General features: G+C 66.3%; 12 protein-coding genes. 2 read left to right on the forward strand and 10 right to left on the reverse strand.

Annotation, left to right across the window (positions count from 1 at the left end; translation table 11 throughout):
* Positions 1-31 precede the first annotated feature (31 nt).
* Both NL2_RS00190 and NL2_RS00195 read right to left on the reverse strand, forming a co-directional pair.
* The gene (locus tag NL2_RS00190; RefSeq protein ID WP_068070478.1) at positions 32-1,417 is read right to left on the reverse strand and encodes a Rieske 2Fe-2S domain-containing protein; all 1,386 of its coding nucleotides are present in this window, start codon (positions 1,415-1,417) and stop codon (positions 32-34) included.
* 334 nt (positions 1,418-1,751) lie between these two features.
* The gene (locus NL2_RS00195) at positions 1,752-1,985 is read right to left on the reverse strand and encodes a hypothetical protein (RefSeq protein WP_068070480.1); all 234 of its coding nucleotides are present in this window, start codon (positions 1,983-1,985) and stop codon (positions 1,752-1,754) included.
* 132 nt (positions 1,986-2,117) lie between these two features.
* On the opposite strand from NL2_RS00195, the gene NL2_RS00200 reads away from it, so the two are divergent.
* A complete protein-coding gene (locus NL2_RS00200) occupies positions 2,118-2,897 on the forward strand; it encodes an SDR family NAD(P)-dependent oxidoreductase (RefSeq protein WP_068070905.1) in 780 nt (259 codons plus the stop codon).
* A 43-nt stretch (positions 2,898-2,940) separates the two neighbouring features.
* Positions 2,941-3,705, forward strand: coding sequence for a tyrosine-protein phosphatase (locus NL2_RS00205; protein ID WP_068070482.1), 765 nt, complete (start codon positions 2,941-2,943; stop codon positions 3,703-3,705).
* A gap of 35 nt (positions 3,706-3,740) precedes the next feature.
* Here NL2_RS00205 and NL2_RS00210 read toward each other — a convergent pair whose 3' ends face one another.
* From NL2_RS00210 to NL2_RS00245, 8 genes are all read right to left on the reverse strand, one after another.
* Positions 3,741-4,850 (reverse strand): CaiB/BaiF CoA transferase family protein, encoded by a 1,110-nt coding sequence (locus tag NL2_RS00210; protein ID WP_068070484.1) that lies wholly within the window; start codon positions 4,848-4,850, stop codon positions 3,741-3,743.
* A gap of 129 nt (positions 4,851-4,979) precedes the next feature.
* Positions 4,980-7,664: a winged helix-turn-helix domain-containing protein gene (locus tag NL2_RS00215; protein ID WP_084355749.1), complete on the reverse strand. Its 2,685-nt coding sequence runs from the start codon at positions 7,662-7,664 to the stop codon at positions 4,980-4,982.
* A gap of 202 nt (positions 7,665-7,866) precedes the next feature.
* Complete coding sequence (locus NL2_RS00220) at positions 7,867-10,089, reverse strand: molybdopterin-containing oxidoreductase family protein (RefSeq protein ID WP_068070486.1); 2,223 nt, start codon at positions 10,087-10,089, stop codon at positions 7,867-7,869.
* A 63-nt stretch (positions 10,090-10,152) separates the two neighbouring features.
* Positions 10,153-11,040, reverse strand: coding sequence for a MaoC/PaaZ C-terminal domain-containing protein (locus NL2_RS00225; RefSeq protein WP_245647504.1), 888 nt, complete (start codon positions 11,038-11,040; stop codon positions 10,153-10,155).
* Entirely contained in the window at positions 11,040-11,984 is a 945-nt protein-coding gene (locus NL2_RS00230) for an alpha/beta hydrolase (protein WP_068070488.1), read from the reverse strand. The genes NL2_RS00225 and NL2_RS00230 overlap by 1 nt, the downstream gene beginning before the upstream one ends.
* A gap of 35 nt (positions 11,985-12,019) precedes the next feature.
* Positions 12,020-12,970 (reverse strand): alpha/beta hydrolase, encoded by a 951-nt coding sequence (locus tag NL2_RS00235; RefSeq protein WP_068070489.1) that lies wholly within the window; start codon positions 12,968-12,970, stop codon positions 12,020-12,022.
* Positions 12,971-12,974: 4 nt separating this feature from the next.
* The gene (locus tag NL2_RS00240) at positions 12,975-14,132 is read right to left on the reverse strand and encodes an acyl-CoA dehydrogenase family protein (RefSeq protein WP_068070491.1); all 1,158 of its coding nucleotides are present in this window, start codon (positions 14,130-14,132) and stop codon (positions 12,975-12,977) included.
* Positions 14,129-16,318, reverse strand: a complete 2,190-nt coding sequence (locus NL2_RS00245; RefSeq protein ID WP_174522570.1) for a 3-hydroxyacyl-CoA dehydrogenase NAD-binding domain-containing protein — start codon at positions 16,316-16,318, stop codon at positions 14,129-14,131. The genes NL2_RS00240 and NL2_RS00245 overlap by 4 nt, the downstream gene beginning before the upstream one ends.

Consider the following 16,318-nt stretch of genomic DNA (forward strand, 5'->3'; position numbering starts at 1 on the left):
CTGAAATTGCGGGCAGGTTCAGGCCTTAGGTTCAGGCCTTGCTGGTCATCAGCTCGTGATAGGCCAGCCACCAGTTCCACTGCGCGTCGTCCTTGCTGAACCCGGAATAGACCCGCGCCTTGTTCGGCCAGTCGGCCGGGCGGTTCTCGCCGAGGATGGCCTGGTACTTGAGCGTTTCGGTGCGGCCCATGAACCCGCGCGAGGCTTCGGACATGTGCGGCCAGGTGTCGCTGTCGTCCTGTTCGATGATGCCCGACGTGCCGGTGAGCTGCGCAGCGGCGGCGCGCATCATGTGCTTGACCTCGGGGCTGGCGTCCTTTTCCGTGAAGAAATAGGTCACCCACTCGAACTTATCGACGCCCTTGGGGTTGATCGAGTGCAGCACCAGTGCGGAACCCAGCGTGCCGTCGCGCAGCGGAGCGTAGACGAACAGGATGTTCACGTTGGGGAACATGCCGCCCACGACCGGCGGCGCCTTGGCGAACACGTGCAGCTGCTCGGCGGTGAGGTTCCGGCGCACTTGCGGCAGGAGTTCCCTGGTGATGCCCGGCGGCGGCATCATCTCCAGGCGTTCGTCGTCGGTCATGCCCGGATGGGTCTTGCCCGCCATCATCGCCCAGCTGGTGTCCGCCGGGATGCAGCGCAGCGAGTGGCCGTTGCCCGACACGTTCACGCCATACATCGCGGGCGCGCTTTCGTGCTCGGTGTTTTCCTCGCCCGCCATCGCCCCGCCTTCGAGCAGCGAGCCATGCAGGGTGAGCGTGTGAAAGCCGTCGCACGCCGATTGCTCGCCCGCGGTCTTCCAGTTGGCATCGATCGTCAGGCGCTGCGGCGGGCCCAGCACTTCCAGCCCGTTGTCGGTGCGGCAGAACAGCATTTCATAGTAGAACTTCATCTCGCCGAGCCAGTCGTCGAGCGACGGACCATCGTGGTTGAACGTGGCGAACACCAGGCCGCCGAGCGTCGCGACGCGCGCCTGCTTCAGGCCGAGCTGTTCCTTCGACTTGATCTCGCCATGCATCTTTTCCTTTTCGATCGGCGCGCCGATGAAGCTGCCATCGGGGCGGAACGCCCAGCCATGGTAGATGCACTTGTGCACGCGGGTGTTGCCCGAATCCGCGATGCAGACATGCATGGCGCGGTGCGGGCAGACGTTGAGCGAGACATGCACCTGGTTGTCGGCCGCGCGGGCGACGATCACCTGATCCTCGCCCATCAGGCGAACGACATAATCGCCGACCTTGGGGATTTCGCTGTCGTGGCCGAGCAGCAGCCAGGCCTTGGCGAAAATCCGCTCCATCTCCAGCTCGTACAGATCGGGATCGTAGAGTGCGGCGACGGAAACCTCGCGGTTTTCCAGATCCATCAGGTGGGAAACGGGATCGTCCTGAAACTTGCTGAGATGGTCGATGCGCATGCGAACTGTCCTTTCCGATGGGGCGGAGTGCTGTGATTCAGATGAAGTCCGGGATGGGTGCGTCGGGCGCGCTGCGCCGGGGCGTGCCTGTGCGGGCGGCCGCGCTCGATCCGGCGCGCGGCCGACGATCCCTGCGCAACTCCGGCGGGCCAGTACCAATAAGACACCGTTTGTTCATTTTGTCCTCTCGATGAGGATCAAGCCCTAAAACGGCGATTCCAACTTTGACGCAGGTCAAGTTGGCGCGGCTACCCGAAAAGATTGTTGCAGGCGCACCGGGCGATGAAGGGATTTCGCGACAACGCGGCCAGCCGTCCGCGTGCTGCAGGCGGCGCTATTTCGGCGTCGCGCGCCGTTCCGCCAGCCAGCCGCGCACGAGCAGCCCGGGCATGCGCAGCTTCACCCGCCACGGAAACAGCTTGAACGCGCCCCACATGTCGGCCGGAGCGACATAGATCGTGGTCGCCATCGCGCCCATCATTTTGCCCTTGATCACCAGTCGCTCGCCGTCGAGGTCGATGGATTTCACGTCCATCATCTCCACGCCTTCCTTGCTGTAGAGTTTCATCCGCACACCCTTCCCCAAACCGAGCCCGAGGTTTTTGCCCGACGTCGATTGCGCCCGACCCTCCCGATAGGCAGGCGTTTGCGCACCGCCCAGCCAGCTAGACAGCACCGCATGTCGGGAAAGGACAGGACGATGCTGGATTTTGCAAAATTGTTCGGGCTGGACGGGCGCGTGGCGATCGTGACCGGCGCGGCGCAGGGCATGGGCGAAGGGATCGCCCGCTATCTTGCCGGCGCGGGCGCCGCCGTGGCGCTGGCCGACATCCAGCAGGACGCGGTCGAACAGGTAGCGGCGGGGATCGTGGCGGCGGGGGGCAGCGCGCGGGCCTATCGCGTCGACATGGCGCAGGAGGACCAGATCGTCGCGTTGGTGGACGGCGCGCGCGCCGATTTCGGCCGGCTGGACATCGTCGTGAACTGCGCAGGCCTGCAGCACCGCAATTTCCTCGAGGATACGACCAGCGCGTTCTGGGATACGATGATGGACGTCAACTTGCGCGGCCCGTTCATCGCCACGCGCGAAGCCGTGCGGGTGATGCGCGCCGACGCGACCAGAGGACGGATCATCAACATCGCCTCCAACAGCGCGTTCCACGCCACCGCGCCCAGCCTGCTGGCCTATGCGACGTCGAAGGCGGGCGTGGCCGGCATGACGCGGTCGGTGGCGATGGAAGTGGCCGGAGACGGCATCAACGTGAACGCGGTGTGCCCCGGCAACACCGCCACGCCGGGCCAGATGACCTCGACCGGCCCGTCGTTTCCGCCTGAACAGATCGCCAAGTTCATGCCGCCGATCGGCCGGGTCGGCCACCCCGACGATATCGCCGCCGCCGTGCTCTATTTCGCGTCCGATGCGGCATCGTACATCACCGGTCAGACGCTCGTCGTCGATGGCGGCCAGTTGTCGTGCTGACGTTCGCCCGCCATTGCTTCATTCAAATCCACAGGTACTTGCGATGACCGAAGCCCTCTCCAAGCTCAATTTCCGCGATATCGGCGGCTTGCCGACGCAGCACGGCGGCATCGTCCGACCGGGCGTGATCTACCGTTCCGAAGGCCCCGCCAGCTTCGAGCCGGTCCACCGCGAGGAACTGGCCGCGCTGAACATCAGGCTGGTCTGCGACTTGCGCTCCGAAGGCGAGCGCGACAAGGACCCCAACGACTGGGCCGACGCCGCGCGCCTGCTCAACCTCGACGTGACCGCCGATTTGCGCGTGCAGACCAACAGCGGCTGGCAGGCGCTGCGGCACGATCAGTCGCCCGAAGCGGTGTGGGGTGCGCTGGTCGGCAACTATGCCGCGATTCCCGCCGCACTGCGCCCGCATCTGCGGCATCTGGTCGAATCGATCGTCGCCGGCGAAACGCCGGTGCTGGTCCATTGCACCGCCGGCAAGGATCGGACCGGCGTGATGATCGCGCTGTTGCTGCGCGCCGTTGGCGTGCCCGACGACGTGGTGATCGCCGACTATGAACGGTCGGACGTGTTCGCCAAAAACCTGCGGCTGCGCGGCGGGATCGAGGAACAGTTCCAGCAAGCCTTCGGCTTCGTCCCCAGCCAGGACCTGATCGATGCGATGATCGGCGTCGATGTCGAACTGCTCAATGCGGCGTTCGCGGCGATGACCGCCGAATACGGCAGCTTCGAAGGCTATTTCGCGGCGGCGGGCATCGACGCCGCGCTGCTCGCCCGCTTGCGCGAAACCATGGTCGCCCGCGTTTGACCAACGCGGGGTAGGCGCGAATTGCGCCTCGACCGTTACGCCGCTGCCTCGCCCCAACGCGCCAGCGCGGCTGCGATGGTCAGCGTCTCGGGCTCGGTGATCGCGCAGGCCGTGTCCGAGAACCGGGGTGCCGGGGCAGGCTGGGCGATCGCGCCGCGCGTCACGAAGCTGGCGCGTTCGACGTTGTGCGGATGGACCGGAGCCTCGGCCATCGACAGCACGGGCGTGACGCACGCATCGGTCTGGGCAAACAGCGCCGCCCATTCGTCGCGCGGCCGGGTGGCGAAACAGGCGCTGAAATCTGCGGCCATGCGCGGCCAGTCGGCGCGGTCGTCCTGCCGGTAGCCGCAATCGTCCAGTCCCAGGCCCTCGATCATCTGCGCGAAGAACTGCGGCTCGAGGCAGCCGACCGCCACATCGCGCCCGTCGGCACAGCGATAGCAGCGATAGAACGGCGCCCCCCCGTCGAGCAGGTTCGATGCGGGCGCATCGGCCCACAGCCCCTTGGGTTCCCACGCATAGAACAGGCTCATCAGCGACGGCACGCCGTCGGTGATGCAGGCATCCACGACCTGGCCCTTGCCCGTCGCCCGGGCCGAGAGGATCGCTGCCAGCAGGCCGGCGATCAGGAACATCGCCCCGCCGCCATAATCGCCCACCAGGTTGAGCGGCACCGGCGGTGGTCCGGCCCCGTCGCCCATCGCGTGCAGCGCGCCCGTGATCGACAGGTAGTTGATGTCGTGCCCGGCGCGCAGCGCCAGCGGCCCGGTCTGCCCCCAGCCGGTCATGCGACCGAATACGAGCGCGGGATTGCGCGCAAGGCAGGCATCCGGGCCAAGTCCCAGTCGTTCCATCACCCCGGGGCGATAGCCTTCGATCAGCGCATCGGCCTGTGCGATCAGCGTCAGCAGCTGTTCGCGGTCTTCGGTATGTTTCAGGTTCAGGTAGGTGACCGCACGGCTGCGATGCAGGATATCGCCGCCGACATCGTCCCACGCGCCGACCCCCGCGCTGGGCGGGCGGGCGACCCGCACGATCTCTGCCCCCATGTCCGCCAGCAGCATCGCCGCGAGCGGAACCGGGCCGATGGCATCGATCTCGACAATGCGAACGCCGGCAAGCGGCCCGGTCGATCCTTCGCTCACAGGATTACGCCGATCATGGCGCGCCTGGTGACGACTTTGCCTTGTGCCATTTCAACCCCGTGTGATGGAGGGCGCGACCCTGCGCCTGCCCACTCTCGCAAGCAGGTGGCGGGGTGTCGCGCGCCTATCTCACGTCAGGATGCCGAACTGGCGTGCGCGCAGCACCGCCTGCGGCCGGCGGCGCACGCCCAGCTTGTCGTAGATCTGCTGCATGTACCACTTGACCGTGCCCTCGGTGAGGCCAAGGCGCTCACCGATCTCGCGGTTGCGCAAGCCGCCGCCGACCATGATCAGAATATCGACTTCGCGGCTGGCCAGCCTCCCGGTCAGGCCGAACGCCTTTTCGCTTTCGTCCACTTCGATCGACGGACCGTTGTCCACCCGCGCCACCAGCATCGCGGCGAACCGGTCGGCGCGCGTATCCAGCGCGGGGCCGTTGGCATAGGCTTCGCTCAGCAAGGCCGAAATGACCTCGCCTTCATCAAGGAACACCCGGATCCAGCCGGCCGGTTCCGCCAGTTCCACGGCGGACCGCACCGCGCGGCGCGCTTTCGAGCGATTGCCCTGCAGCACGAAGATTTCCGCCAGCAGCAGTTCGAATTCCACCGCCGAGCGGACCGATCCGCTGCGCCGCACAAACTCCAGCCAGCGCGTGGCGACCTTGCACGCGCGCACCAGCCGGTGGCGCTGCATCTCGATCCTGATCCACGCGATCGCCAGGCATTCGCGGCGGCGCGAGGGGTTCAGCGTGGGCACCGGCTCATCATCGAGATACTGGCCCACGGCGCGCAACGCGACCTCGGCCTCGTCGATGTGGCCCGACTTGACCAGGATCCGCACCTGTTCCGCCACCACGTTGGCGCGCAGCCGGTCGAGCCCGCATTCGATGGCGACGAGGTGCGCTTCCTCGAGGCCGGCCAGCGCGGATACGCTGTCACCCTTGGCAAACGCCAGCCGGGCGCGGACGAGATAGCCCGAGGCCAGCTGATCGACCATGCCCCATTGCCGGATCCCGGGCAGGTAGCGGTCGACCAGTTCGCCCGCCAGATCGAGCTCGCCGATCTCGTACAGCAGCTCGGCATAAGGCAGCGCCGGCAACGCGGCGAGGCCGGGAATTTCCGCATCGCGCGCACCGGCCGAGGCAAGCGCTTCCTCGCTGAAACGCCGTGCGATGACCGACTTGCCCTGCACCATCAGCGTGGGCACGATCGAGCACTTGAGCGCGATCGAGGAAAATTCGGCGCCCGGCCGGTCCAGCGCGCGGCGAACTTCCGCCTCGAGCTTGAGCGCGTCGTGGAAATGGTAGAACTCGCGCCGGGCGGCGATGACTTGCGCCAGCAGCGTACAGCTGAGGTATGCCTCGTCGTCGCCGATTTCCGCGATCAGCTGTTCGGCATCACGCTCGACCCGCACCATGTCGTCCTGCGCGGCGGCGAGCATGATCTGCCGGTGGCGGATGTAGTGATCGAGCGTCGTCGCGGCATATGCGTCGAGCTTTCCATCGGCGACCAGCGCATCGCGCAGCGCGCATGCCGTGTCGATCAGACGCGATGCTGCCGAGTACGACAGGCGCCGGATACGCCGCCAGGCCATGGCCAGGATCAGCATCGGCCGGGTCGAACTGACCGCCCACGGCAGCGCGGACGCGATCTCGTCCAGCCGGTTGAGGTGCCCGGCCGTGGTCAGGTCGTTGGCGAGCAGATCCAGCTGGTCGGCGAGGAATTCCTGATCGCCGCTGGCCGATGCATGTTCCAGCGCCTTGAGCAGCTCGCCGCGCGCCGCAAAATGCCGGCTGGCGCGGCGGTGCAGCTCTGCCGCGCGGGCAAAGGCGCGTTCGTACAGACGGCCCAGCGCCATCGCCCGGAACAGCGGATGGTAGGCGTAGCGGCTCCGCTCTTCGTCGATGGCATCGATGAACAGGCCTGCGCGATAGGCGTCGTCGAGCATCGCCCGGGCATTGTCGTCCCCCGTCACCGCCGCGCACGAAGGCCCGGTCAGCTCGTCGAGGATGCAGGTATCGATCAGGAAATCGCGCACCTCGGGCGTCTGCAGGGCCAGCACTTCTTCGGAGAAATAGCCGGTGAATTCCCGGCGAAGGTTGTCCGACAGCGGCTGCCACGCCTTGCCCCGCGCCAGTTCGCGCCGGTAAAGCTCCCCGCCGATGACCAGGCCCGAAGCCCAGCCGTGGGCGTCGCGCACGATCTGCTGCATGATTTCCGCATCGACCGGAACGCCCGCCACGCGGGTGATCAGTTCGCTGGCCTCGTCATCGTCGAACGCCAGTTCCGGCGCACCCACTTCCACCAGGAAGCCGAGCGACCGCGCACGCGCGATCGGCACCGGCAGCGCGCCGCGCGAAATCAGGATCACGGTGAGCGCATCGCGTGCGCTGGAAATGGCCTGGCTGATGAAATTGAGCACCGCCACCGGCAGCAAATCGGCATCGTCGATCACCAGTACCGGCGGCTTTTCATGGACTTGCGCCAGGGCGGCCAGCCACGCTTCTTCCGATCCCGCCCGGTCGAGATCGTTCCACTGCAGCCCGGCAGCAAGACCGGCCGCCTTCAGTGCGCCGAAGAACGACGGAAAATCACGAATGCCCGCGCGAACCGACAGCCACAGCGCCGCGCGCCCTTCGGCCTTCATCAGATTGTGGCAGTACAGTGCCGCAGTCGTCTTGCCGCTGCCCGCCGGGGCACAGAATGTTACCAGCCGCGCACGCGTGATCGACTCGACTAGGTTGAGGAAGCCTTTGCGCGGAACGATGATCGGCGTCACGCGGGGCGGGATGATCGTGGTGGGGACAAGACCCATGATGCTGCACTCTCCTGCTGAGGCGACTCTGATGGTCGCCTTCGCGCGCCTTCCTTCACCAATCCGGCGAAGAACGCAATCCTCTTTTCCTACCGAGCGATAGGGTTTCGCGTCGAGATGGTGCATCTTGCGCGGTGAAATGCACAGAACCAGCAGTGAAAAGTGCGGCACACGCCCTTGGGCGACGGCATAAGCCCTATCTTCAGACCCTGCCGGCAGGTTCGATGCTGACGGGAATGGCGCCCATGCGCGGCTGGCCGAACACCGGATCGAACGCCGCGTTGGCGTCCATCAACCGCGAGGTGCAGCCGCCCTGGCCCAGCGGATCGTCTGCCTCGTCAGGGTTGGTGCCGAAGCAATGCGACATCGACAGCGTGCCCGGGCGCAACCGCTGTTCGGCTTCGGCCACGCCGCTGATCTCGCCGTGTTCCGACCGGATGCGGATGATGTCGCCCGTTGCCAGGCCGAACCGGGCGAGGTCCGACGGGTTGAGGTAGGCGGGATTGTGTGTGCGCCGCGCCGTCAGCTTCGGGTTGGTGCGCCCGATCGAGTTCATCATGTCGTTGGCACGCCGGGGGATAAGCATCAGCGGAAATTCCGCGCTCGGATTCGCGGTGTCGCCGCGATGGACGAACACGGCGGCCAGTTCCGCCATCATCGTCGGATCGGCCAGCTGCAGCCTGGCGGTGCAATCGTCGGCGCGTGGCAGCACGGTCAGGTCCAGGTCGCCAAACACCTTGCCGTGAACGTGCTGCTTCACTTCCGCCAGCGGCACGCGCGAGCCGGCGCACATCGCCTCGAACATCTCCTCGGTCGTCGGGCGCCGGTCCAGCGGCAGCGCGAACGCCACCGGCGGCTTGTCCCAGTGCTGCCCCGTGCCGGCAGCGTTGCCGAAGTAGGTGATCTGCTTGCCCAGCCGCCGGGCCAGTTCATAGAAGAACTCCCAGCTTTCGATCGTATCCGATCCCGCCGGGGGTTCGACCAGCGCGGGGGCATATTGGGCAAAAGGCACCTCGTAGCCGCCGGTCCAGATGCCGTAGTACTTCATCGATTCGGAAAACTGCGAGCAGGCGGGCGTTTCCAGCGCCATCCGGTCGGGAATCACGTAGTCCGCCATGCGCGCCGTGTTCGACATCTCGACGTCGATCGCCACCAGCAGGTCGAGCGCCCCCAGCGCCCGGCCCGCGCGGTTCTGGTCGGGGAGCGACACGGCGGGGTTGCTGCCCGAACAGATCAGCGCGCGCACCTGGCCGGGTCCCGGTGTCAGGATCTCGTCGGGCAGCGTGCCGGTCGGCGCGCCCACCACGGTCTGCGGCAGGGCGTTGATCCGGCTGAGCTTGCTGTGATCCCACGGCTGGTACGGCGCATGCGGCTGCGCATGGATCGGTACGTCAGGCAACAGCACGTGCGGCTGGGCATGGGGCTCGCCCGCGCGCACCCAGCGACCGCACACCGTGTTGAGGCTGAGCGCCAGATATTCGCACAAGGTGCCGTGGAGCGGAAAATGCGCGCCCGTGGCGGTGACGACACAGCCACTCTCGGCGGCAGCAAACGTGCGCGCCGCCAGGATCAGATCGTCAGCCGAAATCCCCGCGACGTCGGCCACATGATGGGGCGTGAACGGTTCGACCGCGGCCTTGAGCGCCTCGATTCCGATCGCGTTGTCCGCCACGAACGCGGCGTCATAAAGACCTTCCGACAGGATCACGCGCAGGATCCCGGCAAGGATGCCGGCGTCCTGGCCCGGCTGCGGCGCGATGTGGAGGAACGCGTGGGCGGTGGATTCAGTAGCGCGCGGATCGATCACGATCAGCTTCATCCCGTCCTTCACCGCCTGCTTCACGGTCTGCCCCGGATTGACCATAACCCCTTGCTTGGAAATGACCGGGTTGGTCCCGACCATGATCCAGGTCTTGGCCGTGGAAAACGGCTGCGGCCCCGGAATCCAACGGCCGTGCAGTGCCTGCGCGATGACCTTGCCCGCCTGATCGATGGTCTGGACCGAAAAGAACCGGTCGGGAAACGTGCCCATCGCCATGATGAACATCGCGCCGATCACCGGGTTGATCGGGTTGGTCAGGTTGCCGTTGCCGGGATAGACCGCGATCGCTTCGGGCCCGTGCTCTGCCACGATGCCTTCGATGCGTTGCGCGATCTCTTCGATCGCCTGCGCCATCGGAATTTCGGTGTAGCTGCCGTCGGGCATCCGCTTGCGGGGATGCAGCACGCGCGTGGGCGAGTAATGCGCCTCGGGCATCGCCCGGCCCTTGGGACACGTATAGCCGCCATAGATCGGGGACTGGCGATCGCCGACGACCTTGGTCGCGCGCCCGTCCTCCACCGTCACCTCGACCGGGCAGCCCGCCCAGCACACCTTGCAGATGCCAAAGCGCGTCTCACCGGTCCCGGTTGGGCTGTCGGCCATGCTCTCCACACTCCCGTTGCCGACGCTGCGGTCGGATGGTCATTTGATGGGCTCCGGCCCGCGTTAGAACCTGCCGACCGGAAGGGTGGCAAAGCTGTCGATGCTGGCCGTGCCGCCGTCGATGACCACCGTGTCACGCTCCACCGCAATCGCCCGGAACACGATGTTTTTGCCATCCTGCCAGCTTTGCGTGCGTACGGTCTCACCCGGGATGACCGGCGCGGTGAAGCGCGCGGAAATCGAGGACAGACGCTCCGGATCGCCACCGCAGTGCAGATGGATCAGCGCCCGCGCCACCAGCCCGAGCGTGGACAGCCCATGCAGGATCGGCTGGTCGAACCCGCCCAGCTGCGCGGTTTCGGGATGGATATGCAGCGGATTGCGATCACCCGACAGGCGATAGATCATCGCCTGCTGCCGGCTGGTCGGCAGATCCAGGCTGAACGACGGCGGCGTAACGGGCATTGTCACCGGAGCAGGGCCCGGCAGGGTGCGCTCGCCACCGAAACCGCCGGCATCGCGCACTATCCAGAGCTCGGACAGCTCGGCGACCACATTACCACCCAGATCCTTCAGCGTGCGATAGGCGCGGAACATCGCAGGCTTGCCGGGGCCCTTGTCGGCAATCTCGCCGATGCGGGTCGATCCCTTGAGTTCGTCCTGCGGGTCCAGCGGACGACGGAGCACCAGCGACTGTTCGCCATGCAGCACGCGCGGCCAATCGAGACCGACCGCCGGGTCCATCAGCCAGAACCCCGCCGTGCCCAGCACGAACGCTATCGTCGGCAGGACTTTCAGATCGCGCTCGAACACCATAGCCAGTTCGTCGATATCGGCAGACAAGCCCGCGCCGGTTCCCAGGGCATAAAGAATGGCGTCGCGCGGGTCGTAAAGATCGTGCGCTTCCGGGACCTTGTAGCGCAGCAGGCGCTCTGCATCGAGGATCGGCATCAGATCGCCAGCGCCCGGCGCAGCGCGTTGCGCTTGTCCTGCAACGCGCGCTGCGACACCGGCGCATCTGCGGCGATGACATAGCCATGCGGGCAACCCGGATAGACGTGCAGCTCCACCGCCACCCCCGCCGCAATCAAGCGCATGGCATAATCCACGTTCTCATCCACAAACAGATCGAGCGCGCCGGTGGCGATCAGCGTTGGTGGCAGGCCTGCCAGTTCAGTCTCGCGCGCAGCTGCGGCATAAGGCGAAACGCCCGGCGCGCCCGGCTCGGCATCGAGCAGGCAGCTCCAGCCGAAATGATTGTCCTCGGGCGCGAAAATGAATTCGCCGGTGACCGGATTGCGCGGACGCACGCACGTGCGATCATCCATCATCGGCGCGTCGAGCAGCTGAAACGCCAGCGGATAGACGCCCCGGTCGCGCGCCAGCAGCGCCAGCGACGCGGCCAGACCACCGCCGGCGCTTTCGCCCATCACCGCGATGCGGGACCGATCGACGCCCAGCGTGGCGGCGTGGTCATGCAACCAGCCCAGCGCGGTGTAGCAATCCTCGATCCCGGCGGGAAAGGGATGTTCCGGGGCCAGACGATAATCGACGCTCAGGATCGTGACGCCAAGCTGATCGGCCGTCGCGGTCAGTTCGGGCACGCTCATTTCGGGCGCGCCGATGATATAGGCGCCGCCGTGAATGTGCAGGATCGCAGGGAGCAGCTCTGTCCGTCCCTGGGGCCGCAGCAGGATGGCCCGCACGTGGTGCCCTTCGCTGGCAGGGATCAGCACCGTCTGCGTATCGACCGGCAAGGACGGGACCGGGATCGACCGGGCGATTCCATCCATCGCCGCCCGGATTGCGGGCAGGCTTTCGCGTGTCGCGCGCAACGGCGGAAATGCTTCCAGCGCAGGCAGCACGGCGGGATCGACCAGATGCCGGGTCGTCATTCGGTTCCCTTCCAAAAAAGCGGGTCAGGCCGCGCCTACAGCGCGAAAGCGCTGCGGAATGCGGCGAGATTGTCCGCCTGCGCGCGGCGCGCCGGCACGCTTTCGCGCGCCATGCCGAAGCCGTGCATGCAGCCGGGATAAACGTGCAGTTCGGTGGGCACGCCCGAGCGGATCAGGCGGTGGGCATAATCGAGACACTCATCGACGAACAGGTCGAGCGTGCCGACGCCGATGAACGCGCGTGACAGGCGGGTCAGGTCCGTGGCCCGCGATGGCGCGGCGTAAGGCGAGGTACCGTCACCGCCCGGTTCCTTGCCCAGCTGCGCGATCCAGCAATAATGGCTGCTTTCGCGCGTCCAGACGAATTCGCCGGTGTAGGGATTGGGATCGGCCGATGTGGCGGTGCGGTCATCGAGCCGGGGCTGTTCGAGATGCTGGAAACAGATCGCAAATTCACCGCGATCGCGGGCATACAGGGCAAGCCCGGCAGCCAGCGCGCCGCCAGCGCTTTCGCCGCTGACCGCGATCCGGGTGCGGTCGATCCCGAGCCGGTCGGCCTCGTCGTGGAGCCAGCCCAGCGCGGCGTAGCAATCCTCCAGCGCACCGGGGAACCGGGTCTCCGGTGCCAGGCGATAGTCCACCGACAGGATCAGGCAGCCCAGCGCATCGGCCCATTGCATCAGCTGGCCGGCGTTCATTTCCGGCATGCCGAGCACATGGCCGCCGCCGTGCATGTGCAGGATCGCCGGGGCATTGGCCGCCATCGCGGCGGGGCGCAGCATCATGCAGCGGACCGAGCGCTGCCCCCCATCCGCCGCCACCATCACGTCGCTGACCGCCACCGGCAGGTCGGGCAGCGGCACGGCCTTGACCATGGCGGGCAGGGCCGCGCGGATCAGCGGCAGGGTTTGATCCGACAGCACCATCGGCGGAAACGAATCGATCAGCGGCAACAGCGCCGGATCGACCAGATGCCGCGTGGTCATCGGATCAGGACATCTTGCGTTCGTCGAGGCCAAGACTGCGCCCGATGATCTCGCGCATGATTTCAGAGGTGCCCGCAAAAATCCGGCTGACGCGCGCATCGGTGTACATGCGGCTGATCCGGTATTCTTCCATGTAGCCCGCGCCGCCGTGCAGCTGGACGCATTCGTCCATCACCCGGCCTTCGAGCTCGGACGCGAGCAGCTTGGCGCCCGAGGCGTCCTCCGCCGACAGCTCGCCGGCGTTCAGCAACAGCACAAGCTGATCGACATAGGTCTGCGCCGCATCGAGTTCGACGCGCATCGAGGCCATCTTGAACCGCGTGTTCTGGAACGCGCCGATCGGCTTGCCAAACGCCTTGCGCTCCTTGACGTAATCGAGCGTGAGATCGAACGCGGTCTGCGCGGTGGCCATGAAGCCGATCGCCGCGACCAGCCGCTCCTGCGCGAGGAAGCGGGCCAGATAGCGGAAACCCTGCCCCGGATCGCCCAGCATGTTGGCCTTGGGCACCTTCACGTCGTTGAAGAACAGTTCGGCGGTATCCTGCGCCTTCAACCCCATCTTGGCGAGCTTGCGCCCGCGTTCGAAGCCTTCCATCCCGCGCTCGACCACCAGCAGGCTCAGCCCGTGGCGGCTTTCCGGATCGGTACGCGCGGCCACGATGATCAGGTCGGACAGGATGCCGTTCGAGATATAGGTCTTGGCCCCGTTGAGCAGCCAGTGGTCACCCTTGTCCTCGGCGTGGGTCTTCATCCCCGCCAGATCCGATCCGGTCGACGGCTCGGTCATCGCCACGGCCAGGATCTGCTCGCCCGAAACGATGCCGGGCATCCAGCGATCCAGCTGCTCTTCGCTGCCCAGCTTGGCGACGTAGGGCGCGACGAGATCGTTGTGCAGGTTGATATAGAACCCGACATCGCCGTGGCGCATGTTTTCTTCGATGATGATCTGCTCGAAGCGGAAATCGTCGATCCCCGCCCCACCGTATTTCTCGTCCGCCCAGGTACACAGCAGCCCCTGCGCCCCCGCCTTGCGATAGAGTTCGCGCGGGACCGAGCCTTCCTCGCGCCATTTTTCGGCGAAAGGCGCGACTTCGGCTTGCATGAACTTGATCACGCTGTCGCGGAACTGCTCGTGATCGGAATCGAAGATGACGCGCTTCATGCTGGGGTCAGTTCCTTTGCGGCCGCCGCGTTGGCGCCGGTGGACTTCGGATAGAAACCTTCGCCCTTGGCCGCCTTGGCGCGCAGCCATGCCGAAGGCGCGAACCGCGATCCGTAAGCTTGCGCGAGCCGATCCGCTTCGGCCACGAATTCGGCGATGCCCACCGTATCGATATAGCTCAGCGTGCCGCCGGTCCATGTCGGGAAGCCCCAGCCGAACACGGCGCCAAGATCTGCATCCTCTGCGGTTTCCAGCACGCCTTCTTCCAGAATCTGGGCGGTTTCGTTCGCCTGCGAATAGAGGAAGCGCTTCTTCAGCTCTTCCTGATCGGGCTGGGTATCTGCCACGGCGAACTCGTTCGCAAGCCCCGTCCACAGTCGCTTGCCGCCCCCGGCGGGGTAATCGTAGAAGCCGCCACCGGCCTTGCGGCTGCCCCGGCCCAGCGCGATCATCCGCGACAGCACTTTCATCCCGCGTTCGATGGTATATTTGTTGACCGTGTTGGCGGCGTCCCGGGCGGCCTCGTCGACGATCTTGACCGGCAGTTCCATCGTCACTTCGTCAAGCAAAGCCAGCGGCCCGATCGGGAAGCCTGCCGCCTTCGCCGCATTTTCGATGCGCGCAGGCTCGACGCCATCCTCGAGCATCGCCACGCCTTCGAAGATGAACATGCGGAACACGCGGCTGGTGTAGAACCCGCGGCTGTCGTTGACGACGATCGGCGTCTTGCGCAGTTGCGCGATGAAATCGAGCGACCGGGCCAGCGTTTCCTTCGACGTCTGCTTGCCGACGATCACTTCGACCAGACCCATTCGGTCGACCGGCGAGAAGAAGTGGATGCCGATGAACTGGTCGGGGCGCTGCGACGCCTGCGCCAGCGCCGAGATCGGCAGCGACGAGGTGTTGGACGCGAACACGGCGGTCGCAGGAAGGACCGCTTCGGCCTTCTTCGTGGTCTCGGCCTTGATCGCGGTATCCTCGAACACCGCTTCGACGATCATGTCGCAGTCGGCGAGCTGCGCATAGTCATCGGTGGGCGTGATCCGCGCGAGCACGGCATCGGCCTTGTCCTGGCTCAGCTTGCCCTTGTCGACGAGCTTGGCTTGCGCCTTGGCCGTATAGGCCTTGCCCTTTTCGGCGGTGGGCACGTCGCGGTCGAGCAGCACGACCTCGATCCCGGCGGTGGCCGAGACGAACGCAATGCCCGCGCCCATCATGCCCGCGCCCAGCACGCCCAGCTTCGTCACTTGCGACTTGGCGATGCCTGCGGGCCGCCGCGCGCCCTTTTCCGCCGCCAGCTTGGAAATGAACGTGGTGCGGATGATGTTGCGCGCCACCGGATCGGTCAGCAGCCTGGCGAAATACTTGCTTTCCACCGACAGCGCCTTGTCGAACGGCAACTGCTGCCCTTCGAACACGCACGACAGGATCGCCTGCGGCGCCGGCGTGTTGTAGCCCTTCAGCGCGATCGAACCGGCGGCCATCATGTAGGCGGCCGAATCTTCCGGGATGGTCAGGCCCTTCTTCTGCGGCGGCACCCAGCCCTTGACGTCCCACGGCCGCACCGGGTCCGGCCCGGCGGCCAGCCACGCGCGCGCAGCATCGACCAGCGTGTCCGCCGATACGACCTCATCGACGATGCCCAGCTTGAGCGCTTCGGCGGGACCGACGTTGCGGCCCGTAAGCAGCAGGTCCAGCGCCTTCTTGAAACCGATCAGGATGGCGAGGCGCACCGTGCCGCCCGAACCCGGCAGCAGGCCGACGTTGACTTCGGGCAGCCCGACCAGCGCCTTGGGATTGTCGACCAGCACGCGGTGGTGGCACGCCAGCGCCAGTTCGAACCCGCCGCCCAGCGCCAGCCCGTTGATCGCCGCCACCCACGGCTTGCCCGATTGCTCGATCGCACGGTGCATCGCGCTCGCCCGCTGCGAAAACGCAAACGCGTCCTGCTTCGTCAGCGTGCCGAAGCCCTGAACCAGCTGGGTGAGGTCTGCCCCGGCCATGAACGCGGGCTTGCCCGAGGTGAGGATCACGCCCTTGATGCTGTCGTCAGCGGCGATCTGCGCGGTTGCCTCCTCCATGTCGGCAAGGAAGGCGTCGTTGACGACGTTCATGGTCTGCCCGGCAGCGTCCAGCTTCAGGATCGCAAAGCCGTCTGCGGCCGTTTCGAGTGTCATGTTCTGCAT

Source organism: Novosphingobium lentum NBRC 107847, assembly GCF_001590965.1.
In the GTDB taxonomy this organism is placed as follows: Bacteria; Pseudomonadota; Alphaproteobacteria; order Sphingomonadales; family Sphingomonadaceae; genus Novosphingobium; species Novosphingobium lentum.